Origin of the sequence: Streptomyces sp. NPDC004542, assembly GCF_040610035.1 — a bacterium.
Lineage (GTDB): Bacteria > Actinomycetota > Actinomycetes > Streptomycetales > Streptomycetaceae > Streptomyces.
This window is the reverse complement of record NZ_JBEXLP010000096.1, coordinates 1-26,174: the sequence shown is the minus strand read 5'-3', so window position 1 is coordinate 26,174 and position 26,174 is coordinate 1. Positions and strand designations below refer to the sequence as shown.

The window sequence follows — 26,174 nt, the reverse complement described above, 5'->3', positions numbered from 1 at the left end:
CAAGCTCCGGTGCTCAACCACCCGGATCACCAAACTCGTCCAGGCCGTCCTGACCCTTCATCTGACCAGCTCAGACTGAGGATGGAAAAGGCTCATTGACCAAGGGCGCCGCAACTCCAGCCCCTCACTGGGATAGTACGTACGTGTCCCAGCCAACCCGGTGGACGCGAACGATGACGCAGGGAGAGCTAGCGGTGCGCGGAGACGGTGTGGGCAGCTACTTGTACTGGTCAGATCGCCGTGTGGCTGCGATTGCATCCGACAACGGCATCAACTTCAAAGGTCGCGTCAACTGGGCGGTCAAGGCGGCACCGCAGGGGGTTGGGGCCGAGGTGAGTAACAAGGACCGTGGAGACCTATCCCGCTTCGAAATGGCGCGCAAGATCGAGAAAGCCCTCGGTGCTCAGGCCATCGTTGCCTTCGACACGCCGCCACGTGCCCGGTTCGCAAAAGGAGTCGGACAGGTCCACATGGCCAGGTTCACGGCGGGACCCGAGCGCGACAAGGGAGCACTTTTTCACATCAGGACGGCCAGTGTCCGAGGCCAGCAGATCGATCTCGTGCTCTTCGGCAGCATGGACAACTTCCTTGGCCGAGTGCTTCGTCCTGAAGATGCGCCTGAGACGGGTTGGTTCTCCTCCGCCTGGTACGCCATCGCTGAGTTGCTGGAGAGTCGAGGTGGAGAGAACACCTCGCAATGGGACGATCCAGAGTCGCTGTCCGTCGAGGCCCTGAAGGTAGCGCTGTATCAGGGGAGCTCCGGTGATCAAGGAGAGCAGGACGGCCAGCCCTGGACACGTGGATACACGCTCGGACATGCCGATGACAGCGAATGGTTCGCCCAGATCTACACCGACGTTGTGCTGACCGAGGATCGCTGGCGCCTCAGAGGCAGCATGAGCGGGGCACAGCGAATTTTGGTTGGAGCTCCTGTCTGGGTGCGAACCGCGAGCAAAGCATCAGTGACTCGCTACGCAGACCTCCGTAACCGGGCTACTGGTGCCGATCGTCGCCGTCTGCCGTTCCTTCGGTGAGTTCAAGCCAGGTCGGGCAGTAACCGTGACGACGAGCTTCCGTTCGTCCTGCACCACAAGCGCACCAGATCGAGCGGGGAACAGCGGGGAACCACGGTGAAAGAACCGAGCCCTGCGACACCGCACTTCAACCGTTGGCGCAGGTCAGCACGCGGACCCTCCGCAAATGCCCGCAGCTTCCCAAGCTGAGGGCGCCCGCCCCTGCCCCGGCTCCCCCGGAAGTCAGAGAAGGTCCCGCCAGAAGAGGGCCGTCGCTCGCGGGCTCCAACTCTCGTCGACCTCACCGCGCGCCTCGTCGAACTCCTGGTGAATGTAGTCGGCCAGGTCCAGGCCGTAATAGATGATGTCGGTCTGCCACATCGAGAGCACCGGATGCCTGAAGCTTCCTCGGCCGGCAGGCAGGTATCGGTGTGCATAGACAGGCACCAGCACCGGCGCCTCCGCCAGATGATGCCGCGCCTTAGCCAGTGCAGCCGTTCCGTCTGCTGGACGCTCGCCCCAGCCCTCGTACCAGAACGCGTTGTGTTCAACGTCGAGCAGAACACCCTCAACCGGCCAGTCGAGCTGTCGACGCAAGCTGTCCAGATCGCCGCCCCTCCACTCCGGCCACGGCCGGGACCAGGTCTGCCCGTCCTCGGGAGGGACGTTGACCGGGAGGCCAGCCGCAAGGAAGGCTCGGTGATCGTCCGCGAACTCGAAGCCGTACTCACGCTCGATGCGCCCGAACTCGGCGTCCGTCAGCCCCGGCTCGAACTCGTAGAGGCCTGTCTGCGCCAGACGACGTGCGGCGTCCGCGCCCAGGCGTACTCCCTCATTGCTGATCACCGCCGCACGGTAGCGCCGACCGCAGCGAACCGTCACCCGAGTTATGTGCGGGCTCCGTCTCAGTTTCCGTCTCATTCAGCAGCATTCAGGCTCGTTCAGGGAAGACCTGCCCGCGCACACATCCCGGCCGTCAGCCACCCATGAACGCAGGTGAACGCCCTTGTACACACCGCCGCATCCCACCACCACAGTTGGAAAGCGTGTTGGGGGCAACCCCTCACGAGTTCGAATCTCGTATCCTCCGCAGCCGCCTGAACAGGCGGAACGAGGAGCCGAGCCGCAATCGCGGCTCGGCTTTTCGTCGTGCACTGGTTGCAGTTTTGGTTGCATTTACATGCTCTCATCAAGAATATTTCGGCGAGCGGGCGGCCGGATCTTCTCCTGCCGTCGGCTCGTCTCGTCGGGCTGGGCCGGTGGGGGGCGCCGCGGGCTCTGTCTTCGTACGACATCCGCGGATCATGGAACTGCGCCATCCTTGGCGTTGGCGCCGAAGCGGCTTCGGCCCGCTTGTGACGTTTCCCGTCTGTCGAGGTGCACCCTCATGAAGTCCCGATCGACGCTCGCGACCTGGCTGAGCGAACTCGACCGTTCCCGCCTGGCACGCGTACTCGCCATGCGGAAGGACGCGGCTTCCTCTCCGGAACCACGTTCGCTGGGGGAACTGGCGGACCGTCTCCAACGTCCGGGGTCCGTGGCACTCGCCCTGCCGCAACTCACGCTGCCGTGCTTGCAGGCCGCCGAGGCGCTGGCAGCCCTGGGAGCACGAGCGACCCGCGACAGCCTCGCGGAGTTGCTCGGCTCGACATCCCCTGCGGCGGTGCACGCGCTGGACGCGACCCTGGAGGCGCTGTCGGATCGGGCGCTCGTGTGGCACGACGGCAACGAGGTACTCCGCATGTCTACGCCCTTGCGGCAGGCGTGGAGCACGCCCCTGGGACTTGACGCCACGCTGGAGGAACTGCTGGCCGGCACCACCTCGGAGGAACTGCGCGGCATGCTGGCGGTCCTGGGTCTCAAGCCACCCGGCACCAAGCAGCAGCGACTCGCGGCCCTGGTGGAGCATCACAGTAGCGCGGAGCGGGTCGCCGCGCTGGTGGCGGGGGCACCGGCGGCCACACGAAAGTTGCTCGAGCAGAGAGCCAGGTCCACGCCGCGTCAGTCACTGTTCGTCGTGTTCGGGGCTCCTGACCGCGACCTCCCACCAGGCGGCCGATGGGCACTCGACCGCGGGCTTCTGCTCCAGGACCGTCACCAGTACGGACCCGTCCGGATGCCGGCCGAGGTGGCCTTGGCTCTGCGGGGACCCGATTGGCACGCTCCGTTCGAACCTCTGCCGCCCGTCCCACAGTTGGTGCCCATCACCTCGGCGGAGGTGGAGCGGGAGACCGCGGTGGCCGCCACCGCGTTCGCGGCCCAGGCAGCCTCCGTCCTTTCGGCGTGCGCGACCGCCCCACCGGCCCGGCTGAAGTCGGGCGGGATCGGCGCGCGGGAACTGGCCCGGCTCGGCAGGGCCGCCCAAGCGGACGACGCCGTCGTACGCATCGCCCTGGAGACCGCGTACGCCGCCGGACTGCTGGCCCGCGACGGTGATCGCGTACCTCCCACCGAGGCGTACGACACCTGGGCCGAGCAGGAGCCCGCAGAACAACTCGCCGTACTGCTCCGGGCATGGCGGGACCTCCCGCTCACCCCCACCCGGGCGCGCGACGAAGACAACAAGGCGCTTCCGGCGCTCGCCGGTGCGCCTGCCTGCGGCGGCTGTCTGCAAGCCCGCCACGGGCTGCTCACCGCGGCGGCGGGGCTCCCGGCAGGACAGGGTGTGAAGGTCGCTTCGGAGCTGGGGCCGCTCGTGGCCTGGCACCGTCCGCTCGCCGACGACGCCTCGCCCGAGGACACGGCACCGTTCAACACCGTGATCCGCGAAGGCGAACTGCTGGGCGTGCTGGCACGGGGTGTGCTGTCCCCACTCGGTGCCCACCTGGCGGCCCACACCGACGAAGAGCTCGACATCACGGCCCGGCGGCTGCTGCCCCCCGCGACCACGACGGCCCGGATCGGCGCCGACCTCACCGCCGTCGTCACCGGCACCCCGTCCGCGCGACTCTCGGCGCTGCTGGATTCGGTGGCTGACCGGGAGACCAGTGGCACAGCGTCGGTATGGCGCTTCAGTGCCGGCAGTATCCGCCGGGCCCTGGACGCCGGCCGCACTCCGGACGACATCGCAGCCGACCTGGCCGGTAGCTCCGCCACGGCCCTGCCACAGCCGCTGACCTATCTCATCGCCGACACCGCGCGAGGTCATGGACGGGTGCGCATCGCCCCCGCGGCCTGTGTCATCCACGGCGACGAACCCGCGCTCCTGGCCGAACTCGCTGCCCACCGCGCACTGTCCAAGCTCGCCCTGCGGCAGCTCGCCCCCACGGTCCTGGTCAGCGGCAGCCCACCGGCGACGACTCTCGCCGCGCTCCGTGCCGCGGGCTACGCCCCGGTTGCCGAGACCGCCGGGGGAACGGTACGCATCGAGAAGCGCCTGCCGCAGAGGGCCGCCGCCGTCCCGCCCCCGCGAGGGAACATCAGGCGGCGCGGCCCCCGGACCACCGCGACCCGCGCCTCGGACGTGCCCACCGACACCGGGATGGACGCCCTGGCCGACCTCCTGCTCAAGGCCCCGCCGAGTGCACCGGAACCCGACCCGTTCGGTAGCGGGGTGCCTTTCGCGACGGACACCGAGGAGATCGTCGCCGGATACGCGAAGCACCTGTCGTACAGCGACGTCCGCCAGATCGCCCATGCCATCGACACCGGTGCGGCCATCACTGTCGAGTACATCGCCACCTCGGGCAACCGGACCGTACGGACCCTCAGCGACCTGGAACTCGACCCGCCCTACCTCGACGCGTGGTGCCACCTGCGCGAAGCGGAACGCGTCTTCACTCTCTCCCGCATCCATGGCGTGATGCCCGCGTAGGGCTCGGCGGCCAGGCCGGGTGCCTGGGGTGCCACCCCGTGAGCACCTCACAGTACCGCCGGGGGTAGCTGCACGGGGATGACGGAGCGGCGGGGTCCAGGCGGCGCGGGCGCTTGGCTACGGGAGCGTCCCAGCTGGGTGCGGTGGTCATGGGCGCTGGTCTGCACGGTGCCCGTCTGGGCTTTGGGTGCCGTGGCCTGGCACGTGTTGCTTGGCCGTTCTTGGGGGGGACTCTGTGTCCTTCGCTGTAGCCATGGCGATGTCCGCAACCGGTGGCCAGTGGCTGGCCGACGTGATCAAGCGGAAGCAGAGGGACCGCCCGAGCTCCTGAGCCTCAGCCGTGAAACCGGTTGCGCTCGAAGACGGCCTGCCGGCCGCGACCGGGGCGGGCCGGCTAGCGCGTGATCCGTACCGTCTGCGACTCGGTCACCTGGTCCAGGTCCGACACCCGGACCGTCACCTTCATCGTCCAGGTGCCGGGGAGGGGGACGTCGAGGGAGTCGGCGGCCCAGTAGCCGCCGCGGTCGGTGATCCTGGTGTCGATCGGGCCGATCTTCTGGGCGGGGAGGCTCAGCGAGATGCGGAGTTCGGGGACGCTGGACAGGCCGCCGTCGGGGCCGTAGACCACCGCCTCGAGGGAGTTGCGGCCGACCCGGCCGGGGTCGAGGGTGATCTGCACCTTGCCGTTGCCGCCCTGGCCGGCCTGGAAGGGGACGACGGTGACGGAGGCGGTCGGGATGCCGACGGTCGCCGGGGCCGAGCCGTCCGCCGCGGCCGCGGCCTCCGCGCGGGCGGGCAGGGTGCCCGTGAGCACCGTGGTGATCCCCAGCACGGCGACGGCGACGGCCACCTCGGCCAGGGCCGAGCGGCGCAGGGCTCGGTGGACGTCGAGCGGGGAGACCGGGGACGGGGAGGTAGGGGAGGGAGGGGAGGGAGGGGAGGAGGGCGAGGTGGGGCGGGAGGGGGCGTCCTCCGGCTCCGTGGCGGGCTCCGGCTCCGTGGCGGGCTCCGGCTCCGTGGCGGGCTCCGGCTCCGGCGGTGCCGGCCGCGCCCCGACCGGCTCGGGCACCCGTTCCCGTACGGCCTCGCTCACCTCGACCGCCGCCAGCCGTGCCGTCCACTGCCGGGAGAGGGCGGCCATCACCAGCAGCACCGCCACCGCCGCCAGTTTGCCGACCAGGAGCCGGCCGTACGAGCTGTCGGCGAGCGCCTGCCAGGAGCCGAGGCCCCGCCAGGACTGGTAGACGCCGGTGACGGCCAGGACGGTCACGGAGGCGAAGGCGAGACGGGAGAAGCGGGTCACCGTGGCCGCCGGCACGGTGCCGGACTCGGCCGTCCGGCTGAGGAGGGTGAGCAGCGCGGTCAGCCCGCCGAGCCACACCGCCATCGCCAGCAGGTGCAGCACGGAGGAGGTGATCGCCACCGGTACCTGGATGCCGGCCGAGGCGTGTTCGGCGGCCGCCCAGGTCAGGGCGAGGCCGACGGCGAGTACGGCGCCGGCCGCGAGGGCGGGGCGGCCGGGCGGGGCGGCCCGGCGGCGCAGGAGCAGCAGGCCGGCGCCCGCGACGAGCAGCAGGGCCAGGCGGGTGAGCAGGAGCAGGCCCGGGCGGCCGGTCGCGGTGCGGGCCAGCGCGGACAGGTCGAAGGCGGCGGCCGGTGCGGTGCCCTCCTCGTAGGGGGCGCGCAGCACCAGCAGCACGACGGTGGCCGCGGCCAGCGTCCACCAGCCGGTCCTGACCGCCTTCCGCAGCGGGGTGGCGTCGGGCGGGCGGCAGACCGCGGCGAACGTCAGCGTGCCGATCAGCAGGGCGGCGGCCAGGTACGCCACGTACCGCACGATGGTGTAGAGGCTGCCGGTGGCGGGGTTCTCGGCCGGTCCGGGGTCCACCAGCGCGGCGGTCGGGGTGGCCTTGCCGACGGAGAAGGTGAAGGCGCCGGACACCGGGTGGCTGTCGGCCGAGACCACCCGCCAGGCCACGGTGAAGGTGCCCGTGCCGAGTTTCGCGGGCAGGGCGATCCGGACGGTGTCGGAGTGGCCCGGGGCGTGCTGGGCCTCGCCGGTGCGGACCCGGTGGTTGGTGGGGTCGTACACCCGCAGGGAGTCGTCGAGCAGGGCGACGGATTCGGTGAAGGTCAGGGTGATCTGCCGGGGGGCGGACTTGAGTACGGTCCCGTCGGCGGGGTCGGTGCCGCGGACGGCGGCGTGCGCCGAGGCGGGGCCGGCTCCGCCCAGGAGGAGCAGGACCAGCATGGTCCCCAGCAGCACCAGCCCGCGCACGCGCCGCCCGCCGCCCCGCGCGGCACCGGCTCGTGCGTCCGGTCCTCGTACTTCGCCCACGTCACCGCTCCGTCTTCGGACTCGCGTACTTCCCTGTAGGTACGCGGCGGACACCCGTCGTGCTCACCGCGCGGGCCGCGCCTGCACCCCACAGTCCACCCCCAGGTCGTGGCCGGTGATCCGGGAGGCGAGGAGGACGCAGGCGTCGCCGATGCCCTACGCGGTACGGGTCGAGGCCGTAGTGGGCGACCAGGAAGGCGGGCGTGACCGGTCCGTCGGGGGGCACCGGGCCGTGATGCGTCACCGTCATGGGTCATGCGTCCTCGGGGAAGGCTGCCTCCCGCCGCAGGAACGCCAGTCGGGCGCGCTTCTCCGGCAGGTACACGTCCGGGAGGTCGATCTCCGGCAGGACGACCGTCTCGCCCGCCTCGAAGCCCTGCCTGAGGAAGCGGGCGATCGCCTTCTCGTTGCGCACGTCGGGGTCGACGACGATCCGCCGCCGGTCCGGGCCGCGCAGGGCGTACGAGGTGACCGCGTCCAGCAGGGACGCCGTCCAGCCGGTGCGCGCGCCGCCCGGCCCGGGGGGCGCGAGCAGCAGGTGGAGGCCGATGTCGCCGGGGCGGACGTCGTAGCACTCACCGACCCGGTCGGCCGTCGGCTCGTACGTCTGGAGGAGGCCGGCCGGGGCGCCGTCCTTGAGGACCAGGAAGGCGTGGTGGGTGTCGAGCGTGTCCATGTGGGCGTAGATCTCGGCCACCTGGTCCCGGGTCAGGCCCGTCATGCCCCAGAAGACGGCCCGCTCCTCGCTCACCCAGGCGTGCAGGACCCCGGCGTCGGCGTGCGGCTCGAGGGGCAGGACGCGGACGGTGCCGAAGCCCGCGGTCACCTGCTCGTGGACGGCCTCGCGGGTGGCGTACGGGTCAGACATCGGTCTCCTCGGTGAGCTGGTCGAAGTCGGTGACGACGGGGACGAGGTCCCCGGCGAGCCACAGGGGCAGCTGGTCGCGGTGGTGGGGCGAGCCGGGCACGCCCGAGGCGCCGAAGGGGACCACCCAGCGGCTGTCCTCGCGCCGGGCCAGGTCCCACACGTACCGGGCGGCCGGGCCGCGCGCGCTCAGGTCGGTGAGTCCGGGCACGGCGGAGGTACACAGCACGCAGTCGTGGTCGCCGGACAGACCCGGATCGCCGGGCAGACCCGGCTCGCCGGACAGACCCGCGCCGTCGTACGGAACCGTCGGCGTGGGCGGCAGCGCCCGCCAGGGGGCGAGGCGGTGGCGGTCGCCCCAGGTGCCGGTGGGCGGCGCGGCGGCGACCTCCTCGACGGCGGCGCGGACGGCGGCGGCGCGGTCGACGCCGTACGGGTCGTCGGCGGTCAGCAGGTGTTCGAGGGCGTATCCGACGCGCGGGAGGAGGGCCAGCCAGGGGAGGAGGACCTCGGGATACGCGGGCGGTTCGGCGAGGGCGGCGAACGCGGGGTGGGCGGCGAGCCGGCGTACGAGCGCGCCGCGCACCGCCGCGTAGGCCGCCGCGTCCGTGCCGGCCGCGTCCATGCGGCGGTCCCAGGAGAGGAGGCGGTCGCGCAGTGCGGCGGCCCCGGGGGACAGGCCGGCCAGGGCCGCCAGGTGTCCGAGCAGGGGGGCGGCGGAGGGGAGGTGGGTGTCCATGTGGATCGCGGCCATGTCGCCGGGCGACCACCGGTCCTTCTGACGCAGCAGGGCGGTGATGCGGTCGGCGCGGTGGGGCGGGGCGAACTCCACGCCGAGCGGGGCCGCGGGGCCGCGCTGGTTGGCCATCACCGCGATGCCGTCGGTGAACCCGGCGCGGGGCGTCTCGTGCCGGCCGCGCCATTCGTGGCCCGGCTCCCAGGCGGGGACCGGCCGGATCCGGTTGGCCTCCGCCCGCACCGGCACCCGGCCGGCGACCCGGTGCAGCAGCCCGCCCTCGGTGTCGGCGGCCAGTACGACGTTGACGGGTTCGGCCCAGGCGTCCAGCGCGCGGTCCACGTCGGCGACCCGGCGGGCCCGCAGGAGGGGCAGCAGGGCGCCGAAGCCGAGGTCCCCGGTCACCCGGGGCGGATGGCGCAGGGCGAGGGCGGTGGGCGTGCCGAGGTGTCCGGCGGCGGGGTCGGGGCCGTCGAGGCCCTCCGGCCCTCCGGCGATCACCGGTCCCCGCTCCGTCTCGATCACCTCGACCTCGACCGGCTCCTCCCCCGCGATCCGGACGGTCTCCGTGTGCCGGTGGGCGCGGCGCCAGATGCCGTCGGGGCCGAGTGCCTCCACTCCGGCGCCGGTGCGCCGCAGCCGTTCCCGGTAGAGGTCCTGGTAGTCGGCCATCGCGTTGGTGATGGCCCAGGCGACCGTGCCGGTGTGGCCGAAGTGGGCGATGCCGGGGATGCCGGGGACGGCGAGGCCGACGACGTCGAACTCCGGGCAGGAGAGGTGGATCTGCTGGTAGACGCCCGGGTCCTCGATGAAGCGGTGCGGATCGCCCGCGATCAGGGCGTGGCCGGTCGTGGTCCGCTCGCCGGCGAGCAGCCAGCCGTTGCTGCCGGAGGTGCCGGGGCCGTCGGCGGCGAACAGGCCGACCGCCTCCGCGCCGAGGTGCCGTACGGCCTGCTCGCGCCAGAGCTTGGCGGGGAAGCCCGCGAAGAGGATGTGGGTGGAGAGCCAGACGGCGAGCGGGGTCCAGGGCTCCCAGCGGCCGGGGGCGAGGGCGGTGCGGGCGAACTCCGGGGCGTCGGCGCGGGCCAGTCCTTCGTTGACGCCGTCGACGTACGCCCGCAGCCAGTCCGCCGTCTCGGGGTCGCGTCCGTCCAATGCCGCGAAGCAGCGTGCGGCCGTGTCGGCGAGGCGGGCCCTTCTGACGAGGACGTCCCAGGAGAGGGCCCGCGCGCCGAGGAAGGAGGCCGAGGTGCCCTGGGCCCGGTGCCGCTCGACCTCGAGCTGCCAGGCCCGGTCGCGGGCGGTGACGCGGCCCTGGGCGCGGGCGAGTTCGCGTGCGCTGCCGGCGCGCAGGTGCGGGATGCCCCAGGCGTCGCGGTAGGTCCCGGTTCTCACCTTGTGCGCCCCACTTTCCTCCACCGTTCTTTAGGTTAGCCTTGCCTAATTCCTTGCTGGACCGAGATGGTACGCGACCGGCCGGCGGGTGAGCGGCTCGGGCGGCAGCGCTCGCGTGGAGCTCCGCCACGCACCGGGGCATGATCGGGGCATGGACGTCACCCTGCACCTCGCCCAGGACCCCGAGGCCGACGAGCTCCTCGGGCGGTCCCCGCTCGCCGCGCTGACCGGGATGCTGCTGGACCAGCAGGTCCCGATGGAATGGGCGTTCAAGGGGCCGTCGACCATCGCCCGGCGCATGGGCGCCGACGACCTCGACGCGCACGACATCGCGGCCCAGGACCCGGACGCGTTCGCGGCCCTGCTGTCGGAGAAGCCGGCCGTGCACCGCTACCCCGGGTCCATGGCCAAGCGGATCCAGCAGCTGTGCCAGTACCTCGTCGAGCGCTACGACGGCAACGCCGAACTCGTCTGGAAGGGCGTCGACGACGGGCGGGAACTGCTGCGGCGGCTCCAGGACCTGCCGGGCTTCGGCAAGCAGAAGGCGCAGATCTTCCTGGCCCTGCTGGGCAAGCAGCTCGGCGTCCGGCCCGAGGGCTGGCGCGAGGCCGCGGGCGCCTACGGCGAGCCGAAGTCCTTCCGCTCCGTCGCCGACATCACCGGCCCGGAGTCCCTGGCCAAGGTCCGCGCCCACAAACAGCAGATGAAGGCGGCGAAGGCCGCCGGGGAGCAGGCCGCCGGCTGACCGCAGGCCACCGGGCAGGTGCCGGGACGGGTGCGCCGGAGCCGATCGCGGCCGGCCCGAGGCCACCGGGCAGGTGCCGGGACGGGTGCGCCGGAGCCGATCGCGGCCGGCCCGAGGCGCGGCCCCTCGGGGCACAGCGGCCCAGCCCCACGACGGCCCGCAGACGCAGCCCCTCAGGCACGCGGGGCCCGAGCCCCGCGAGAACGCGGGACGCCCGGCCCCGCAACGGCCGGGGTCCGCGGGGCTCAGCGGCCCAGTACCCCGGCGGAAACGCAGCCTCGCAGGGTGCGGGGGACCCAACCCCTGGCGGGGTTGAAGGGGCGTAGCCGCTTCAGGGCGGGAAGGGCGGGGGCGGCGGGGGACCCGGCCGCCCCCGCCGCGGCACCGCGAGCCGCAGCGCCAGCCCTCCGCCAGGGCAGCGCACCGCTCGCCGCACGGCGCGCTCATCCGTGCGGACCCGTTCGGATGGCGGGCCGGTTCCGGCCGGGCCGAGCATGGAGCATGACCGAGTCACCGAGCAGTGATCCCACCTGGGGCCGGGAGTTCGACGACCGGGCCGCGCACGCGCACCCGCACACGGCCGGCCACGCCGCGGGCGGGCACGAGCCGGAGCCGCCGTTCGAGGGGCCCCTGCACGCCCTGTCCCGCGCCGCCTGGCAGGTCGTCCTGGTCACCGGCCTCGCGTCGCTGGTCCTGGGCATCCTGGTGCTGGTCTGGCCGGGCCCCTCCCTGCTCGCCGCCGGTGTGCTCTTCGGGATCTACCTGCTGGTCAGCGGCGTCTTCCAACTGGTCGCCGCGTTCGGCACGCACAAGGCCACCTCACTGCGCGTGCTGGCCTTCATCAGCGGCGCCCTGTCGATCCTGCTGGGGCTGTTCTGCTTCCGCGGGCCGATGCAGTCGATCCTGCTGCTCGCCCTGTGGATCGGGATCGGCTGGCTGATCCGCGGGATCACCCAGACCCTCGCCGCCGCCCACGACAGCACCGTGCCGGCCCGGGGCTGGCAGATCTTCCTCGGGATCGTCACCTTCGTCGCCGGGATCGTGCTGATCGTCTCGCCCTTCGCGTCGATCGCCGTGCTCACCGTCGTCGCCGGCTGGTGGCTGGTGGTGGTCGGCGTCGTCGAGATCGTCACCGCGCTCGCCGTCAGGAGCCGGGCCGAGCGGCTTCCGGTCACCGTGTGAACCGGCGCCGGCGCCGGGCCCGATGGGCCGAGCGGGCGGATCCGGTGCCGCGCGCGAGGAACACCGTACGTCCGGCGGGGAGATGACCTGCCATGAGCACCGCCCGCCGCCCCCCACGCAGCCGCGCCTGGCTGCGGGTGCTCGTGCTGCTGCTGGCGCTGTCGGTGCCGGGCGCGCAGGCGCAGGCCGCCCCGATGCCGCCCGCGCCGTCCGTCCCGTCCGTGTCGTCCGGTGAGAGCACCGGGTACGACCTCCTCGAGCCGGCCCTGCGGCCGCCCTCCTGCTCCGCGCACCGGGCCGGCGTCCCCCTGCGCCCCGTGCCCCTGCCCGACCCGGCCCCCGGTCGCCCCCGGGGCCGCCGCCTCCCCGCGCCGCCCCGGCCCCCGTACGCCTCGTACGCCCTGCGCTCCGTGGTCCTGCGCTGCTGACGGACTCCCGTCAAGAGCCCGGTCAGCCGCCCACCACGAGGCAAGGAACACAGGCATGCCCACAGACCCGTACGCGGTCCTGCGCGCCCTGCTGCGCGCCGAGGCCGTACGCAGCACGGCCAGGCCGGAGGGGAAGGACCCCCAGCGACCCCGGCCGCAGCCCCGGCCCGAGAGGGAACGGGACCGCTGACGCAGCGGCGGGGGCGGTCCTACCGCCTCCGCCGTGCCGTGCCGAACAGGGAACGGGTGATCTCGCGGCCGATCTGGCTGCCCACCGACCGCGCGAGGGACTTGAACACGCCGCTGCCGACGACCTGTTCCACCAGGGACGGCTCCTCCTCGCGCGCCCCGGCCGGCTTCCCCGCGGGCCGCCTCGCGCTCTCCCCAGCGCCCTTCCCGGCGCCGGCCTTCTCCCGCCCCGCCGCGAGCCTCTCGTACGCCGACTCCCGGTCCACAGCCTGTGCATAACGCGGGCGGAGCGGGGACGCCGCCACCGCGCGGTCGAGGGCCGCGGCGTCGGCCGGGGTCATCGACGACTCCGGGGCCCGCAACCGGGTGGCGGCCACCGGGGTCGGGGCGCCCCTCTCGCCGAGGACGGTCACCACGGCCTCGCCGGTCCCGAGGCCGGTGAGGAGTTCCTCCAGGTCGTATGCGGAGTCGGGGAACGTCCGTACCGTGGCCCTCAGGGCCTTCTGGTCGTCCGGGGTGAACGCCCTGAGCGCGTGCTGGACGCGGTTGCCGAGCTGGCCGAGGACGTCGGACGGCACGTCCTTGGGCGTCTGGGTGACGAAGAAGACGCCGATCCCCTTCGAGCGGATGAGCCGCACGGTCTGCGTGATCGCCTCCAGGAAGGCCCTGGAGGCGTCGTCGAACAGCAGGTGCGCCTCGTCGAAGAAGAAGACCAGCTTCGGCCGGTCGACGTCGCCGACCTCCGGGAGGTCGTGGAAGAGGTCGGCCAGCAGCCACATCAGGAACGTGGAGAACAGCCGCGGCTCCTCCCGCACGGCGGCCAGTTCGAGGACGGAGACGACGCCCCGCCCGTCCGCGGCCGTGCGCAGGAACTCGCCGGTGTCGAACTCCGGCTCCCCGAAGAAGTCGGCCGCGCCCCGCGCCTCGAACGCGGTCAGGGAGCGCAGGATCACCCCGGCCGTCGCGGTGGACAGCCCGCCGATGCCCTTGAGTTCGGCCTTGCCCTCCTCGGAGGTGAGGAAGGCGACCACCGCCCTGAGGTCCTTGAGGTCGATCAGTTCCAGGCCCTTGGCGTCGGCGTAGTGGAAGATCAGGTCCAGGGACTGCTCCTGGGTCCGGTTCAGCTGGAGCACCTTGGACAGCAGCACCGGGCCGAAGCCGGTGACGGTGGCCCGCACCGGGATGCCGTGGCCGAGGCCGCCGAGGGCGAAGTACTCCACCGGGAAGGCGGCCGGCGTCCACCGCTGGTGCACCTCGGCGGAGCGGGAGCGGACCCGGTCGTCCGACACGCCCGGCGCCGAGATCCCCGACAGGTCGCCCTTGACGTCCGCCAGGAAGACCGGCACGCCCTGCGCCGACAACTGCTCGGCGATCAGCTGGAGGGTCCTGGTCTTGCCGGTGCCGGTGGCGCCCGCCACCAGCCCGTGGCGGTTGAGCACGGTCAGGGGCACCCGGATCCGGGCGTCGGGGAAACAGTCGCCGTCCCAGAGCAGGGCGCCCAGGTCGAGGGCCGGGCCGGTGAAGGCGTAACCGGAGGCGATCCGCAGGGCCTCGGCCGGGAGGGCCCGGGCGTCGGCAAAGGCGTCGGGAGCGGCGGCGGGCCGCGCGGTCTCACTGTCACTCATCGCAGCCCCCTGTTCCCGGTATGACCGGTATGCGGCGTCTTTTCCAGCGTCGCACTGCGTCGCCTGGGCTGCGCCCGGAACGTCTGGCCCGGTAGGCTTTCCGTGTGATCTTCAAGCGCATCGGAAACGGCCGGCCGTACCCCGACCACGGCCGGGAGAGCACCCGGCAGTGGGCGGACGTCGCACCGCGCCCGGTCCGCCTCGATCAGCTCGTGACGACCAAGGGCCAGCTCGACCTGGAAACCCTCCTCGCCGAGGACTCGACCTTCTACGGCGACCTCTTCGCGCACGTCGTGAAGTGGCAGGGCGACCTGTACCTGGAGGACGGCCTCCACCGCGCGGTCCGCGCCGCGCTCCAGCAGCGCCAGGTCCTGCACGCGCGCGTGCTCGAACTCGACTGACCACCCGGCACCGGTTGCCTTTTCGGGTGGTGTTGACCCTTTCGGGTTCCTCCGACCGGCGTGGAATGATCATCTAGTAGGCACTGTCGCCCGGGCGGCACTACGCTGCGCCCATGAGCATGCTGACTCCCCCTGGCATGGGCGGCCAGTACCGGATCACGGGGGACAAGTACCCGCGGATGCGCCCGCCTCGTCGGCGCGGCAGGCTGGCCTTCCTGGGCGTCGCCTGCGTCACCGCGCTGGGGGTCGCGGGCTGGGGCACCGTGCAGCTCATCGACGTGTTCACCGGCGGCGAGAAGGACACCGCGTCCGGTGCCGAGGCGACGTGCCCGGCCACGACGAAGGTGAGCCCCGCAGCGCGCACCAGGGCGCTGCCGGCGCCCGGGAAGATCACCGTCAACGTCTACAACGCCACGGCCCGCACCGGCCTGGCCAAGCAGACCGCGGACGAGCTGAAGAAGCGCGGCTTCCACATCGGCGACGTGGGCAACGCGACCAAGCAGTACGACAAGAAGATCAAGGGGGCCGGGCTGCTCCTCGGCCCCGCCTCGGCTCTGAACACCTCGCTGCCGGTGGTCGCCACCCAGCTCGCCGGCGCCGAACGGCGCACCGACACCACCCGCAAGGGCGAAGCCGTCGACCTGATCCTCGGCGACGGGTTCAAGAACCTCAGCGCACGGGCGGACGCCGACAAGGCCGTGGCCGAGCTGACCGCGCCCGTGGCGGCGCCCACCGTGAAGAAGAAGGACTGCTGAGGGCCCGCTGAGGGCCCCGCCGGGACGGCCTGCCTACTCGGCCGCCCCGTACAGCCGGTCGCCCGCGTCCCCCAGGCCGGGGACGATATAGCCGTGCTCGTTGAGGTGGTCGTCCACGGCCGCCGTCACGACGGTCACCGGGGTGCCCGCCAGTTCGCGCTCCATGATCTCGACGCCCTCCGGCGCGGCGAGCAGCACCACGGCCGTCACGTCGTCGGCGCCGCGCCTGATCAGCTCCTGGATGGCCGCGACCAGCGTGCCGCCGGTGGCCAGCATCGGGTCCAGGACGTAGACCTGACGCCCGGAGAGGTCCTCCGGCATCCGCGTGGCGTAGGTGGAGGCCTGGAGCGTCTCCTCATTGCGGATCATGCCCAGGAAGCCCACCTCGGCGGTCGGCAGCAGCCGCATCATGCCGTCCAGCATGCCGAGGCCGGCGCGCAGGATCGGCACGACCAGCGGGCGCGGACGGGCGAGTTTCACCCCGGTGGTGGGGGCGACCGGGGTCTCGATGTCGACCGCTTCGGTGCGCACGTCCCGCGTGGCCTCGTAGGCGAGCAGGGTGACCAGTTCGTCGGCCAGCCGGCGGAAGGTCGGGGAGTCGGTGCGCTGGTCGCGCAGCGTGGTGAGCTTGTGGGCGACCAGGGGGTGGTCGACGACGTGGAGACGCATGCGGATAACAGTAACCGCGCCGCACCGCGCCTCGCGCTGGCATCAAACCGCTCGACCGGGGGAAGGTGGAGGGACGGACTGGGGTGGTGTGACTGTGCCTGACCTGCCTGAGAACCGATCCGAGGAGCCCGAGGACACCGCCGGGCGGCGGCAGCGCGTGCCGCCCGAGGAGACGGATGCCGAGCGCCGGCGGCGCCGGGCCCGGTTCCTGCGCGAGCTCGCCGAGGCCCGGGAGTTGCGCGACCGGGTCCAGCCCCGCCGGGCGAAGGTGGCCCGACTCCGACACGCCATGCGCATGCGCACGTTCCGCTGGTAGCCCGCCGCGGGATCTTCCCGGGGGTGTTCCCGGTACCGCCGTGCGTGGACCGCGGGGAAAGCCGCGTACGATCCGCAGGTGGCGGCAACGAGTGCGCTGGTGACTCCGTCGCGGACACGCGGAGGAGTCCGTGCGTCCGTGCGATCAAAACTGCCGGACACAGGGAGCCGAAGACGTCCCCTGAACGCCTTGTTTCTGCCACGATTCCGAGTGGGTGGGGCTCGGAGCCTGAGCTCTCTCCGCCCAAGAACCTCCGCCGGGGGGACCCCCAACCGGCACGCCTATGACCAGTGGGAGAGTCACGGTGTACTTCGCCGCACTGCTCGCGCGCACCGAAGACGGGTGGGAAGCGAGCGATACAGAGCTCGACGATGTGGAGACCCTGTCGGATCTGGCCGACCTGGCCCGGGAAGCCTCTCCCGACGAGGACACGGTGCTCGTTCTGATCGAGCAGGAGGACGCCTGGTTCGGTGTCGTCCGCGTGGACGGTGAGGAGGACCCCCGCATCTACGTCTCGGACGCCGCAGCCGCTGCCCGCAGCGCCTACGGCGAACTCCTGCTCACCGACGAGCTGCTCGGCCGGGAGCCCGGCTCCGACGGCCCCGACCTGGACACGCTGGACCTCGACGGCACCGAGGACGGCGAGTCCGACGACGATGACGACGGGGACGGCACCTCCGCCGACGCCGTGCCGCACAGCCCGGTGGGCGACAGCGAGATCCTCGACGACCTGGGCATCGGCGAGAAGGAGCTGCGCGCCCTGGACGCGGATGACGCGCTGGGCGCGATCGCCGAGGCCCTGGGTGCCTCGGAGGTGCTGGAGACCGTCCGCTGACCGCCCCGGACCCGGACGGGACACCGCGGGGCAGGACACCGGACCCGGTACGCGACCGCTGGCGGGCCACGATGCGGCTCGCCCTGGACGAGGCCCGTGCGGCCGTCCGGGGCGGGGACGTTCCCGTCGGCGCCGTCGTGCTGTCCAGGGACGGTACGACGGTGCTCGCGACCGGGCACAACGAGCGCGAGGCCACCGGCGACCCCACGGCCCACGCCGAGATACTCGCCCTGCGGCGGGCCGCCGCCACATTGAACGCAGCGGCGCGCAGCGCCTCCGGCGAGGGCGGTGGTGGGAGACGGGCGGGCGAGTGGCGGCTGAGCGGCTGCACGCTCGTGGTCACGCTGGAACCCTGCACGATGTGCGCGGGCGCGCTCGTGCAGTCCCGCGTGGACCGGGTGGTCTACGGCGCCCGTGACGACAAGGCGGGCGCGGCCGGTTCGCTCTGGGACCTCGTCCGCGACCGGCGGCTCAACCACCGCCCCGAGGTCGTCGAGGGCGTGCTGGCCGAGGACTGCGCCCGGCTCCTCACCGAATTCTTCCGGGAACGCTGAGGAACCGCCGCGCCGCGGTGCGGAGCGCGCCCGAAAACGGATTTCGGGGCACGGCCCACTGTGCTGTAAGGTCTCCCTCGGTAGCGTGTCCGAGCGGCCGAAGGAGCTCGCCTCGAAAGCGAGTGTGGCGCAAGTCACCGAGGGTTCAAATCCCTCCGCTACCGCCCTGAAAGGGCCTCGTCCATGGGACGGGGCCCTTTGTGCGATTATCAACAGCGCTCGGCGCAGTCAGCGACAGGGGGAGGCCGCGGTGGCGGTGAACGCCAAGAAGATCGCCGTGTACGTACTCGTGGTCTTCGCGCTGTACGTGATCATCACAGACCCGGCCAAGGCCGCCGATTACGTCCAGATAGGCTTCGAGGGCATATCGGACGCGGCCAAGGCCATAGGCGAGTTCATGACCTGGGCCGCCAACGGAGGAAAGAGCTAGCCCCCATGATCCGCCACCTGGTCCTGTTCAAGCTCGACGAGGGCGTCGGGCGCGACGATCCGCGGGTCGTCGCCGGCGAGGCGGCCTTCCGCGCCCTGGACGGCAGGATCCCCGAGATCCGCCACTGGGAGCTGGGCTGGAACACCAGCGACCGGCCCATCGCCTACGACTTCGCCATCAACTCCGCCTTCGACGACCCCGACGCGCTGCGCCGCTACGTCGAGCACCCCGAGCACCAGGCGGGGGTCGGCCTGTGGCGGGAGTTCGCCACCTGGGTGATCGCCGACTACGAGTTCTGAGCGCGGGGTTCCCCCACCCCTTCGGCCCCCGCCGGGACGGCGGGGGCCGCACTGCTTCTTATGGATGGTTTTCGTCATGAATTGCACTCAACACGGCGTTATGAGGTGCTTGCGCACAGTGCACATGTCTTGTGATGCTATGACCGCTTTTGGCGGATGATTGACCGATGAAGAGGTGGCGTTGACCGTGTCGGCCAGTACTGCGCCACCCCAGGAGGAGGCCCCCGCCCCCACCCCCGAGAAGCGCCGCGGCGCCGACACCCGCGCCCTCACCCAGGTGCTCTTCGCCGAGCTCAAGGAGCTGACGCCGGGCACCCCGGAGCACGACCGGGTGCGCGGGGCGCTGATCGAGGCGAACCTCCCGCTCGTGCGCTACGCGGCCGCCCGCTTCCGCTCCCGCAACGAGCCCATGGAGGACGTGGTCCAGGTCGGCACCATCGGCCTGATCAACGCCATCGACCGCTTCGACCCGGACCGGGGCGTGCAGTTCCCGACCTTCGCGATGCCCACGGTCGTCGGCGAGATCAAACGATACTTCCGGGACAACGTCCGCACCGTCCACGTACCGCGCCGGCTGCACGAGCTGTGGGTCCAGGTCAACAGCGCCACCGAGGACCTGACCACGGCCCTGGGCCGCACCCCGACCACCGCCGAGATCGCCGAGCGGCTGCGCATCAACGAGGACGAGGTGCTGTCCTGCATCGAGGCCGGACGCTCCTACCACGCGACCTCGCTGGAGGCCGCGCAGGAGGGCGACGGGCTGCCGGGACTGCTCGACCGCATCGGCTACGAGGACCCGGCCCTGGACGGGGTCGAGCACCGCGACCTGGTACGCCACCTCCTGGTCCAGCTCCCCGAGAGGGAACAGCGAATTCTGCTCCTGCGCTACTACAGCAATCTCACGCAGTCTCAGATCAGCGCGGAACTCGGCGTCTCCCAGATGCACGTCTCCCGTCTCCTCGCCCGCAGCTTCCAGCGGCTGCGTTCCGCGAACCGCATCGAGGCATAAGCCGAGGCACGAAGGGGCGCAGGGGCGCACCGAAGTGGGGCACGGGTTCGTCCGGGGGTCACGGATAAGACTCGCAAGCAGGATCGAGGCATAACCGGCGCGAGCGAATCGCCTACCGGAGCACTTCCCGACAGTTGTGCCCCGAAAAACCGTCAGACCCCTTCTTTCCAGGGCTGATTCGCTTCCCGTGTGTCGACATGTCACTACAGCGTGTTGCCGACATGTGACATTCTGCCGGAAGCGTGTTTGCCGTGGCTCCGGCTCCGGTATTCAGGTGAGGGCTGCGTTCCTTCGTGGGAGCGCCGCCGCGACCGTCCCGCGACCCAAAGGGGGTGGCATGTCCGCAGAACAGGGCAGCTCGAAGGTGCTCACGCCCACGCTGAGCGAGGCAGCACCCAAGGAGCTCGACGCACTCGACGTCCTCGACGACGTCACGCCCCTCGAGCCCGCTTCGGCCCCGGCCGCCGATGCCCCGGTCCTGCCGGTCTCGGCGGACATCGACACCCGCACCCTGTCCCGCTCGCTGTTCCTGCGGCTGGCCGCGCTCGGCGCGGACAGCCCCGAGCGCGTCTACGTCCGGGACACCCTGATCGAGCTCAACCTCCCCCTCGTCCGGTACGCGGCGGCTCGCTTCCGCAGCCGCAACGAGCCGATGGAGGACATCGTCCAGGTCGGCACGATCGGCCTGATCAAGGCGATCGACCGCTTCGACTGCGAGCGGGGCGTGGAGTTCCCGACCTTCGCGATGCCCACGGTCGTCGGCGAGATCAAGCGGTTCTTCCGTGACACCTCCTGGTCGGTCCGCGTCCCGCGCCGCCTCCAGGAGCTGCGGCTGGCCCTCACCAAGGCCAGCGACGAGCTCTCCCAGAAGCTGGACCGCTCCCCGACGGTGGCCGAACTCGCCGCGGTGCTGGGCGTCTCCGAGGAGGACGTGGTCGACGGCCTGGCGGTCGGCAACGCCTACACGGCGTCCTCGCTGGACTCCCCCGCCCCCGAGGACGACGGCGGCGAGGGCTCGCTGGCCGACCGGCTCGGCTACGAGGACAGCGCCCTGGAGGGCGTGGAGTACCGGGAGTCGCTGAAGCCGCTGCTGGCCAAGCTCCCGCCCCGGGAGCGCCGGATCATCATGCTGCGCTTCTTCGCCAACATGACCCAGTCCCAGATCGGCGAGGAGGTCGGCATCTCCCAGATGCACGTCTCCCGGCTGCTGACCCGGACCCTGGCACAGCTCAGGGACGGGCTCATCTCCGACTGACTCTTCTCATGTGACGGGGCGTCAGTCACTATGGCGCGATGCTTCGAGGGACGGGAGCGACAGGGTCCGGTTCGACTCATGGCCGCCGGTGCGCAGTCGTCACGGCAGCGTCGGCGGCCGTCGCCTGCCTGGGCGCGGCCCTGACCGCGTGCGGAAGCGGCGGCGGCGAGGGGTACACGGCGGTCGGCCCGGTGGGCGGATCCCCGAACGCGGCCGCGCCGGGCCCCACGGACGCGGTGACGTTGGTGCCGCTGGACCGCCCCACGCGGGGCGGCGGCACCACCGCCGGCCGGGACGGCGGCACTCCCCGGCCGAGCGGCACGGCGACGGAGCACCACCCCGGACGGTCCGCGTCCGGCCGGGGCACCGGCTCCGTTTTACCGGGAACCGCCGAGGCCCCCGGATCCGGTCGTACGGCTTCGAAGCCGCCGTCTCCCACGCCGGAGCCGCCCTCTCCCACGCCGGCTCCCGGCAGCGGCACCACGGCTCCCGGCGCCGCCGCGCTCACCTGGGGCGAGCCCACGCGTACGGCCACGGACAAGCGGTGGTGCGAGGACGTGACCCTGGGCTTCCACAACTCCGGCGGCACGGCGGTGCGCTCGGGCACGGTGACCTTCGGCACGCACATCGTCGACGCGCTCGGCATCGACTGGGCGACGGTCGGGTCGGCCGAGGACCTGCCGACGCCGATCGGCGCCGGGGCGCGGCAGGACCACACCTGGCGGGTGTGCGTGAAAACCTGGCGCGTGCCGCTGGGCATGCACGTGGAGACGCGCGACGTGGACGTGGAGTGGGAGTAGGGCGCGGAAGTGAGCGGGGGGAGGCGAGCGGGGCGGGGTGAGCGGGGCGGAGGCAGCCGGCGCGGTTACGTGAGCGCCAGCCAGGCCACCGCCGCCACGATCACGATCGCCGCGACGACACCGACGATCAGACCGATGCGGGGGCCGGACGAGGCGGCCGCCTGCTGCTGGCCCTGGGGGGCCTCGTCGACGAACGCGCGGAACATCTGGGTGCTGCCTGCGGGGTCGTAATTGCCCTGGGGGCCTTGGGTGTTAGCCATGGCCCGAGACACTAGCGAATCCGGCAGTGTGGCCCAAGCGGGGGGCCTGGCAGGCCTGGACGCCGCCCGGAGCGCCGCCCACCTGCGCATTTACGACAGCAATACATGCCTTTGCCAAGTTTTTGTTCCCAGTACCCCCGAACTTGTTTGCCTGCAGCAACCAAACAAGTTTATGGTTGCCCCAAGCAACGAATACGGGAGGTGTGATGGCGCAGCAGGCGCAGTTCGAGGAGCTGGCGCGTCAGCTCAGCGCCTTCGGCGCCGTGAAAAGGGACCTGGGACGGATCCTGCCGCCCGACTGCCCGGCCGGTTCCGCCGGCGTGCTGACGCTGCTCAGCCGTCACGGGGACATGCGCATGAGCAAGCTCGCCGAGCTGCTCGCCGTGGACATGTCGGTGACCAGCCGGCATGTGACGCACGTCGCCGAGCGGGGCTGGATCGAGCGGGCACCCGATCCCGCGGACAAGCGTTCGCGCATCCTGCGCCTCACCCCGGCGGGCGAGGCGCAGGTCAGCGAGCTGTCCCGGCGCAGCACCGAGCTGCTGGCCGAGCGGCTGAGCGACTGGACCGACGACGAGGTCGGCCAGCTGATCCGGCTCATGACCCGGCTCAGGGCAAGCTTCGGCGACTGCCGCACCGGCCACTCCAGGGCCGCCGCCCCGGCCCCCGCACCCGTACTCGACACGACCACCCGTACACCCGCATAAGACGTAAGAGAAGGAAGCCCATGGCAACGACCACACCAGCCGGTGTGCGGGCTCACGCCAAGCACGGGGGAGGCGCAGGCGCCCAGCAGGCCCCGATGACGCACCGGCAGATCATGGAGGCGCTCTCCGGGCTGCTGCTCGGCATGTTCGTGGCGATCCTGTCGTCCACGATCGTCTCCAATGCCCTGCCGCACATCATCGGCGACCTGGGCGGCGGCCAGTCCGCCTACACCTGGGTGGTCACCGCCGCCCTGCTGTCGATGACCGCGGCCACTCCCCTGTGGGGCAAGCTCGCCGACCTGTACAGCAAGAAGGCTCTCGTCCAGATAGCCCTGATCATCTACGTCGTCGCGTCGATGGCGGCCGGTCTGTCGCAGAACCCCGGCATGCTGATCGCCTGCCGGGTCGTGCAGGGCATCGGCGTCGGCGGTCTGTCCGCCCTGGCGCAGATCGTCATGGCGGCGATGATCTCCCCGCGTGAGCGGGGCCGTTACTCCGGCTACCTCGGCGCCACCTTCGCCGTCGCCACCGTCGGCGGCCCGCTGCTCGGCGGTGTCATCACCGACACCTCGTGGCTGGGCTGGCGCTGGTGCTTCTACGTCGGTGTCCCCTTCGCGGTCATCGCGCTGATCGTGCTGCAGAAGACCCTGCACCTGCCCGTGGTCAAGCGGGAGGTCAAGGTCGACTGGGGCGGCGCGTTCCTCATCTCCGCCGCCGTCTCCGTGCTGCTCATCTGGGTCACCTTCGCCGGTGACAAGTACGACTGGGTGTCGTGGCAGACGTACGCGATGGTCGGCGGCTCGGTCGTCCTCGGCGCGCTGTTCGTGCTCGTCGAGGCCAAGGCGAGCGAGCCGATCATCCCGCTGCGCCTGTTCCGGAACCGCACCATCACGCTGGCCTCGCTCGCCTCGCTGTTCGTCGGTGTCGCGATGTTCACCGGCACGGTGTTCTTCAGCCAGTACTTCCAGCTGGCCCGCGACAAGTCCCCGACGATGTCCGGCGTCATGACCATCCCGATGATCGGCGGTCTGTTCATCTCCTCGACCGTCTCGGGTCAGTTCATCACCCGCACCGGCCGCTGGAAGGCGTGGCTGGTCAGCGGTGGTGTCCTGGTGACGGCCGGCCTGCTGATGCTCGGCAGCATCCGCTACGACACCGAGTACTGGAAGATGGGCATCTGGATGGCCCTGCTCGGTCTCGGCATCGGCATGATGATGCAGAACCTGGTGCTCGCCACGCAGAACCAGGTGGCGCCCTCCGACCTCGGCTCGGCCAGCTCCACGGTCACCTTCTTCCGCTCGCTGGGCGGTGCGGTCGGCGTCTCCGCGCTCGGCGCGGTGATGGCGCACCGGATCACGCACTACGTCCAGGACGGCGTCTCCGCCCTGAGCCCCGAGTACCGCGCCGCCCTGGCCGGCTCGAGCTCCACGGACAGCATCCCGGACATGAACGCGCTGCCCGCGCCCATCCGGACCCTGCTGGAGAGCGCCTACGGCCACGGCATCGCCGACGTCTTCCTCATCGCCGGTGGCCTGGCGGCCATCGCCTTCCTGATCACGCTGTTCATCAAGGAGGTACCGCTGAAGACGAAGGGCGCCCTGGCGCAGGCCGCCGCGGACGAGGCCCCCGCCGTGGACCCGGCCGTCGCCGAGGCCCAGGCCCCCGCCGTGCAGGCCGTCGCCGAGGTGCCCGAGCCCGCCGGGGAGCGGGTGCCCGGCTGGGCCGCCGCCGGCTCCGCCACGGAGGCGGGTCCCGAGGGCACCCAGCGGTTCGCGGCCGTCGCCACGGTCGCCGGGCCCACCACCGCGGGCAGCGGGGGCGGCACCCCGCTGCACGGCTTCGTCCGCGGCGCCGAGAGCGCCCCGGTCCCGCAGGCCGCGGTCACCCTGATCTCCCTCACCGGCCGCCAGCTGGGCCGCTCGGTCGCGCAGGCCGACGGCTCCTACGCGCTGGACGCGCCGGGCGCGGGGTCGTACGTCCTGATCGCCTCCGCCGACGGCTACCAGCCGCAGGCGTCCACCGTGGTGGTGGGCGAGGAGCCGGTGTCGTACGACATCCTGCTCAGCGGCACCAGCGGACTGAGCGGTGTGGTCCGGGCGGCCGGCAGCGCGCTGCCGGTCAAAGACGCCATGGTGATCGTCACCGATGTGCGCGGCGATCTGCTGGCCACCGGGAACACCGGTGAGCAGGGCGAGTTCACCTTCACCGAGCTGGTGCCGGGCGTGCTGACCGTCGCGGTCAACGCCGCCGGCTTCCGGCCGCGCGCCCTGCCCGTCGAGATCGGCGCCACCGGCGTCACCCGGATCGAGGTCGACCTGGACGCCGGCGCGCAGCTCCAGGGCGTCGTACGGGCCCCGCACGGTCCGCTGGCCGACGCCCGCGTGACGCTGGTGGACGCGGCGGGCAACGTGGTCGGCTCGGCCACCACCGGGACGGACGGGGCGTACGCCTTCACCGACCTGGACACCGGCGAGTACACCGTCATCGCGACGGGTTACCCGCCGGTGGCCACGGCCCTGACGGTCTCCGGCACCGGAGTCGACGGCCACGACATCGAACTCGCCCACCCCGGCGAGTAGTCCGGCCCCGGCCCGTGGCGGGCGCCCCCACGAGGCGCACCCGCCGCGGGCCGGTTCCATGACGTGCAACGCACCAGTTTTTCCAGGGAGACAACGGGATGGGACTGACCGCGAGGATCCGTACCCGGGACGGATGGGCCGTGTCGCACGCGGTCGTCACGGTGACGGACACGACGGGCACGCAGGTGCTGCGCGCCGAGGCCGACGCGGAGGGCGCGGTGCGGGACGCCACCGAGCTGGCGCCGGGGGCGTACACGGTGATCGTCACGGCCGTCGGGTACGCGCCCGCCGCCGCCAGTGCCCTCGTCACCGCCAGTGGACGGGCCGAGGTCGGGACGGTGACCCTGGCCCGGCAGGGCGGCACCGAGCTGCCCCCGCCCGGCCCGTGGACCATCGACCCGGCGCACTCCTCGGTGGCCGCCGTCGCCCAGCACCTGGGGATCTCCAGCGTGCACGGCCGCTTCACGGACTTCACCGGCGCGATCGAGATCGCGCCCGACGACGTCACCAAGTCCCGGGTCGAGGCGGTCATCCGGGCCGCCTCGATCGACACCGGCAACGGCATGCGCGACACCCACCTGCGCTCCGCGGACTTCCTGGACGTCGAGCGGCACCCCGAGATCACCTACCGGAGCACCGCGCTGCGGGCGGCCGGCTCCGACCGCTGGACCGTGCAGGGCGAACTGGCGATGCACGGCGTCGTCCGCCCGGTCGACCTCGACCTCGTCTACCTCGGCACCGGCGCCGACCCGTGGGGCGGCACCCGGGCGGCCTTCCGGGCGACGGCGGGGCTGCACCGCGAGGACTTCGCGATGAACTACAACCAGGTCCTCCAGGCGGGCATCGCGGCCATCGGCACCACGCTCAAGGTGGAGCTGGACATCCAGGCCGTCCAGGGCGAGACGCTGCCGGCCGGCTGAGCGCGCTCGCCCCGGCCGGACGGCCGGCACCCGGCCGCAGGCGGCAGGCGGCCGC

At 72.2% G+C, this 26,174-nt stretch carries 26 protein-coding genes and 1 tRNA gene; 20 read left to right on the top strand and 7 right to left on the bottom strand.

Features of this window, described 5'->3' with window-relative positions:
* Positions 1 to 209 precede the first annotated feature (209 nt).
* Positions 210 to 1,034, top strand: a complete 825-nt coding sequence (locus tag ABZX30_RS32510) for a hypothetical protein (RefSeq protein ID WP_355940224.1) — start codon at positions 210 to 212, stop codon at positions 1,032 to 1,034.
* Positions 1,035 to 1,256: 222 nt separating this feature from the next.
* Here ABZX30_RS32510 and ABZX30_RS32505 read toward each other — a convergent pair whose 3' ends face one another.
* Positions 1,257 to 1,859: a hypothetical protein gene (locus ABZX30_RS32505; RefSeq protein ID WP_355940221.1), complete on the bottom strand. Its 603-nt coding sequence runs from the start codon at positions 1,857 to 1,859 to the stop codon at positions 1,257 to 1,259.
* Between the two features lie 541 nt (positions 1,860 to 2,400).
* Here ABZX30_RS32505 and ABZX30_RS32500 point away from each other — a divergent pair.
* Positions 2,401 to 4,827, top strand: a complete 2,427-nt coding sequence (locus ABZX30_RS32500) for a helicase-associated domain-containing protein (protein ID WP_355940218.1) — start codon at positions 2,401 to 2,403, stop codon at positions 4,825 to 4,827.
* 394 nt (positions 4,828 to 5,221) lie between these two features.
* Here the strand turns inward: ABZX30_RS32500 and ABZX30_RS32495 are convergent, their stop codons facing one another.
* The 3 genes from ABZX30_RS32495 to ABZX30_RS32485 all read right to left on the bottom strand — a co-directional run bounded on the left by ABZX30_RS32495 (position 5,222) and on the right by ABZX30_RS32485 (position 10,161).
* Positions 5,222 to 7,093, bottom strand: coding sequence for a copper resistance protein CopC (locus tag ABZX30_RS32495; protein WP_355940235.1), 1,872 nt, complete (start codon positions 7,091 to 7,093; stop codon positions 5,222 to 5,224).
* A gap of 325 nt (positions 7,094 to 7,418) precedes the next feature.
* Positions 7,419 to 8,033, bottom strand: coding sequence for a GNAT family N-acetyltransferase (locus ABZX30_RS32490; RefSeq protein WP_355940215.1), 615 nt, complete (start codon positions 8,031 to 8,033; stop codon positions 7,419 to 7,421).
* Positions 8,026 to 10,161 carry a penicillin acylase family protein gene (locus tag ABZX30_RS32485; protein ID WP_355940212.1) on the bottom strand — a complete coding sequence of 712 codons (2,136 nt, stop codon included), beginning with the start codon at positions 10,159 to 10,161 and terminating at the stop codon, positions 8,026 to 8,028. Before ABZX30_RS32485 ends, ABZX30_RS32490 begins: the two co-directional genes overlap by 8 nt.
* A 151-nt stretch (positions 10,162 to 10,312) precedes the next feature.
* Between ABZX30_RS32485 and ABZX30_RS32480 the strand changes: the two genes are divergently transcribed.
* From ABZX30_RS32480 to ABZX30_RS32465, 4 genes are all read left to right on the top strand, one after another.
* A complete protein-coding gene (locus tag ABZX30_RS32480) occupies positions 10,313 to 10,906 on the top strand; it encodes an HhH-GPD-type base excision DNA repair protein (RefSeq protein WP_355940209.1) in 594 nt (197 codons plus the stop codon).
* Between the two features lie 501 nt (positions 10,907 to 11,407).
* Complete coding sequence (locus ABZX30_RS32475) at positions 11,408 to 12,088, top strand: HdeD family acid-resistance protein (protein ID WP_355940207.1); 681 nt, start codon at positions 11,408 to 11,410, stop codon at positions 12,086 to 12,088.
* Positions 12,089 to 12,180: 92 nt separating this feature from the next.
* The gene (locus ABZX30_RS32470) at positions 12,181 to 12,516 is read left to right on the top strand and encodes a hypothetical protein (RefSeq protein ID WP_355940204.1); all 336 of its coding nucleotides are present in this window, start codon (positions 12,181 to 12,183) and stop codon (positions 12,514 to 12,516) included.
* 55 nt (positions 12,517 to 12,571) lie between these two features.
* Entirely contained in the window at positions 12,572 to 12,706 is a 135-nt protein-coding gene (locus ABZX30_RS32465; protein WP_355940202.1) for a hypothetical protein, read from the top strand.
* Positions 12,707 to 12,725: 19 nt separating this feature from the next.
* Here the strand turns inward: ABZX30_RS32465 and ABZX30_RS32460 are convergent, their stop codons facing one another.
* Positions 12,726 to 14,330 (bottom strand): helicase HerA-like domain-containing protein, encoded by a 1,605-nt coding sequence (locus ABZX30_RS32460; protein ID WP_355940199.1) that lies wholly within the window; start codon positions 14,328 to 14,330, stop codon positions 12,726 to 12,728.
* Between the two features lie 104 nt (positions 14,331 to 14,434).
* Between ABZX30_RS32460 and ABZX30_RS32455 the strand changes: the two genes are divergently transcribed.
* Both ABZX30_RS32455 and ABZX30_RS32450 read left to right on the top strand, forming a co-directional pair.
* A complete protein-coding gene (locus ABZX30_RS32455; protein ID WP_003999914.1) occupies positions 14,435 to 14,731 on the top strand; it encodes a type II toxin-antitoxin system VapB family antitoxin in 297 nt (98 codons plus the stop codon).
* A gap of 137 nt (positions 14,732 to 14,868) precedes the next feature.
* Complete coding sequence (locus ABZX30_RS32450; protein ID WP_355940233.1) at positions 14,869 to 15,486, top strand: LytR C-terminal domain-containing protein; 618 nt, start codon at positions 14,869 to 14,871, stop codon at positions 15,484 to 15,486.
* A 33-nt stretch (positions 15,487 to 15,519) separates the two neighbouring features.
* On the opposite strand, the gene upp is transcribed toward ABZX30_RS32450, so the two are convergent.
* Positions 15,520 to 16,155, bottom strand: a complete 636-nt coding sequence (gene upp, locus ABZX30_RS32445; protein WP_355940197.1) for a uracil phosphoribosyltransferase — start codon at positions 16,153 to 16,155, stop codon at positions 15,520 to 15,522.
* Positions 16,156 to 16,249: 94 nt separating this feature from the next.
* Between upp and ABZX30_RS32440 the strand changes: the two genes are divergently transcribed.
* From ABZX30_RS32440 to ABZX30_RS32400, 9 genes are all read left to right on the top strand, one after another.
* Positions 16,250 to 16,471 (top strand): hypothetical protein, encoded by a 222-nt coding sequence (locus tag ABZX30_RS32440; RefSeq protein WP_355940238.1) that lies wholly within the window; start codon positions 16,250 to 16,252, stop codon positions 16,469 to 16,471.
* 304 nt (positions 16,472 to 16,775) lie between these two features.
* The gene (locus tag ABZX30_RS32435; RefSeq protein ID WP_355940230.1) at positions 16,776 to 17,306 is read left to right on the top strand and encodes a hypothetical protein; all 531 of its coding nucleotides are present in this window, start codon (positions 16,776 to 16,778) and stop codon (positions 17,304 to 17,306) included.
* A gap of 71 nt (positions 17,307 to 17,377) precedes the next feature.
* The gene (locus ABZX30_RS32430) at positions 17,378 to 17,860 is read left to right on the top strand and encodes a nucleoside deaminase (RefSeq protein ID WP_355940194.1); all 483 of its coding nucleotides are present in this window, start codon (positions 17,378 to 17,380) and stop codon (positions 17,858 to 17,860) included.
* A 79-nt stretch (positions 17,861 to 17,939) separates the two neighbouring features.
* Positions 17,940 to 18,024 (top strand) — tRNA-Ser (locus ABZX30_RS32425).
* Positions 18,025 to 18,110: 86 nt separating this feature from the next.
* A complete protein-coding gene (locus tag ABZX30_RS32420; protein WP_355940192.1) occupies positions 18,111 to 18,290 on the top strand; it encodes a hypothetical protein in 180 nt (59 codons plus the stop codon).
* Between the two features lie 5 nt (positions 18,291 to 18,295).
* Positions 18,296 to 18,589 carry a Dabb family protein gene (locus tag ABZX30_RS32415; RefSeq protein ID WP_355940189.1) on the top strand — a complete coding sequence of 98 codons (294 nt, stop codon included), beginning with the start codon at positions 18,296 to 18,298 and terminating at the stop codon, positions 18,587 to 18,589.
* Between the two features lie 181 nt (positions 18,590 to 18,770).
* Positions 18,771 to 19,598 (top strand): RNA polymerase sigma factor SigF, encoded by an 828-nt coding sequence (locus ABZX30_RS32410; RefSeq protein ID WP_355940227.1) that lies wholly within the window; start codon positions 18,771 to 18,773, stop codon positions 19,596 to 19,598.
* A 337-nt stretch (positions 19,599 to 19,935) separates the two neighbouring features.
* Positions 19,936 to 20,853 carry an RNA polymerase sigma factor SigF gene (locus ABZX30_RS32405; protein WP_355940186.1) on the top strand — a complete coding sequence of 306 codons (918 nt, stop codon included), beginning with the start codon at positions 19,936 to 19,938 and terminating at the stop codon, positions 20,851 to 20,853.
* A 191-nt stretch (positions 20,854 to 21,044) separates the two neighbouring features.
* Positions 21,045 to 21,653: a hypothetical protein gene (locus ABZX30_RS32400; RefSeq protein WP_355940183.1), complete on the top strand. Its 609-nt coding sequence runs from the start codon at positions 21,045 to 21,047 to the stop codon at positions 21,651 to 21,653.
* 65 nt (positions 21,654 to 21,718) lie between these two features.
* Here the strand turns inward: ABZX30_RS32400 and ABZX30_RS32395 are convergent, their stop codons facing one another.
* Complete coding sequence (locus ABZX30_RS32395) at positions 21,719 to 21,913, bottom strand: hypothetical protein (protein WP_355940181.1); 195 nt, start codon at positions 21,911 to 21,913, stop codon at positions 21,719 to 21,721.
* A 206-nt stretch (positions 21,914 to 22,119) separates the two neighbouring features.
* Here ABZX30_RS32395 and ABZX30_RS32390 point away from each other — a divergent pair, with 206 nt between their 5' ends.
* From ABZX30_RS32390 to ABZX30_RS32380, 3 genes are all read left to right on the top strand, one after another.
* On the top strand, positions 22,120 to 22,620 hold the full coding sequence (locus ABZX30_RS32390; RefSeq protein WP_355940178.1) for a MarR family transcriptional regulator: 501 nt from the start codon (positions 22,120 to 22,122) through the stop codon (positions 22,618 to 22,620).
* A gap of 20 nt (positions 22,621 to 22,640) precedes the next feature.
* A complete protein-coding gene (locus ABZX30_RS32385; RefSeq protein WP_355940175.1) occupies positions 22,641 to 25,199 on the top strand; it encodes an MFS transporter in 2,559 nt (852 codons plus the stop codon).
* Between the two features lie 98 nt (positions 25,200 to 25,297).
* Positions 25,298 to 26,119, top strand: a complete 822-nt coding sequence (locus ABZX30_RS32380; protein ID WP_355940172.1) for a YceI family protein — start codon at positions 25,298 to 25,300, stop codon at positions 26,117 to 26,119.
* Positions 26,120 to 26,174: the final 55 nt, after the last annotated feature.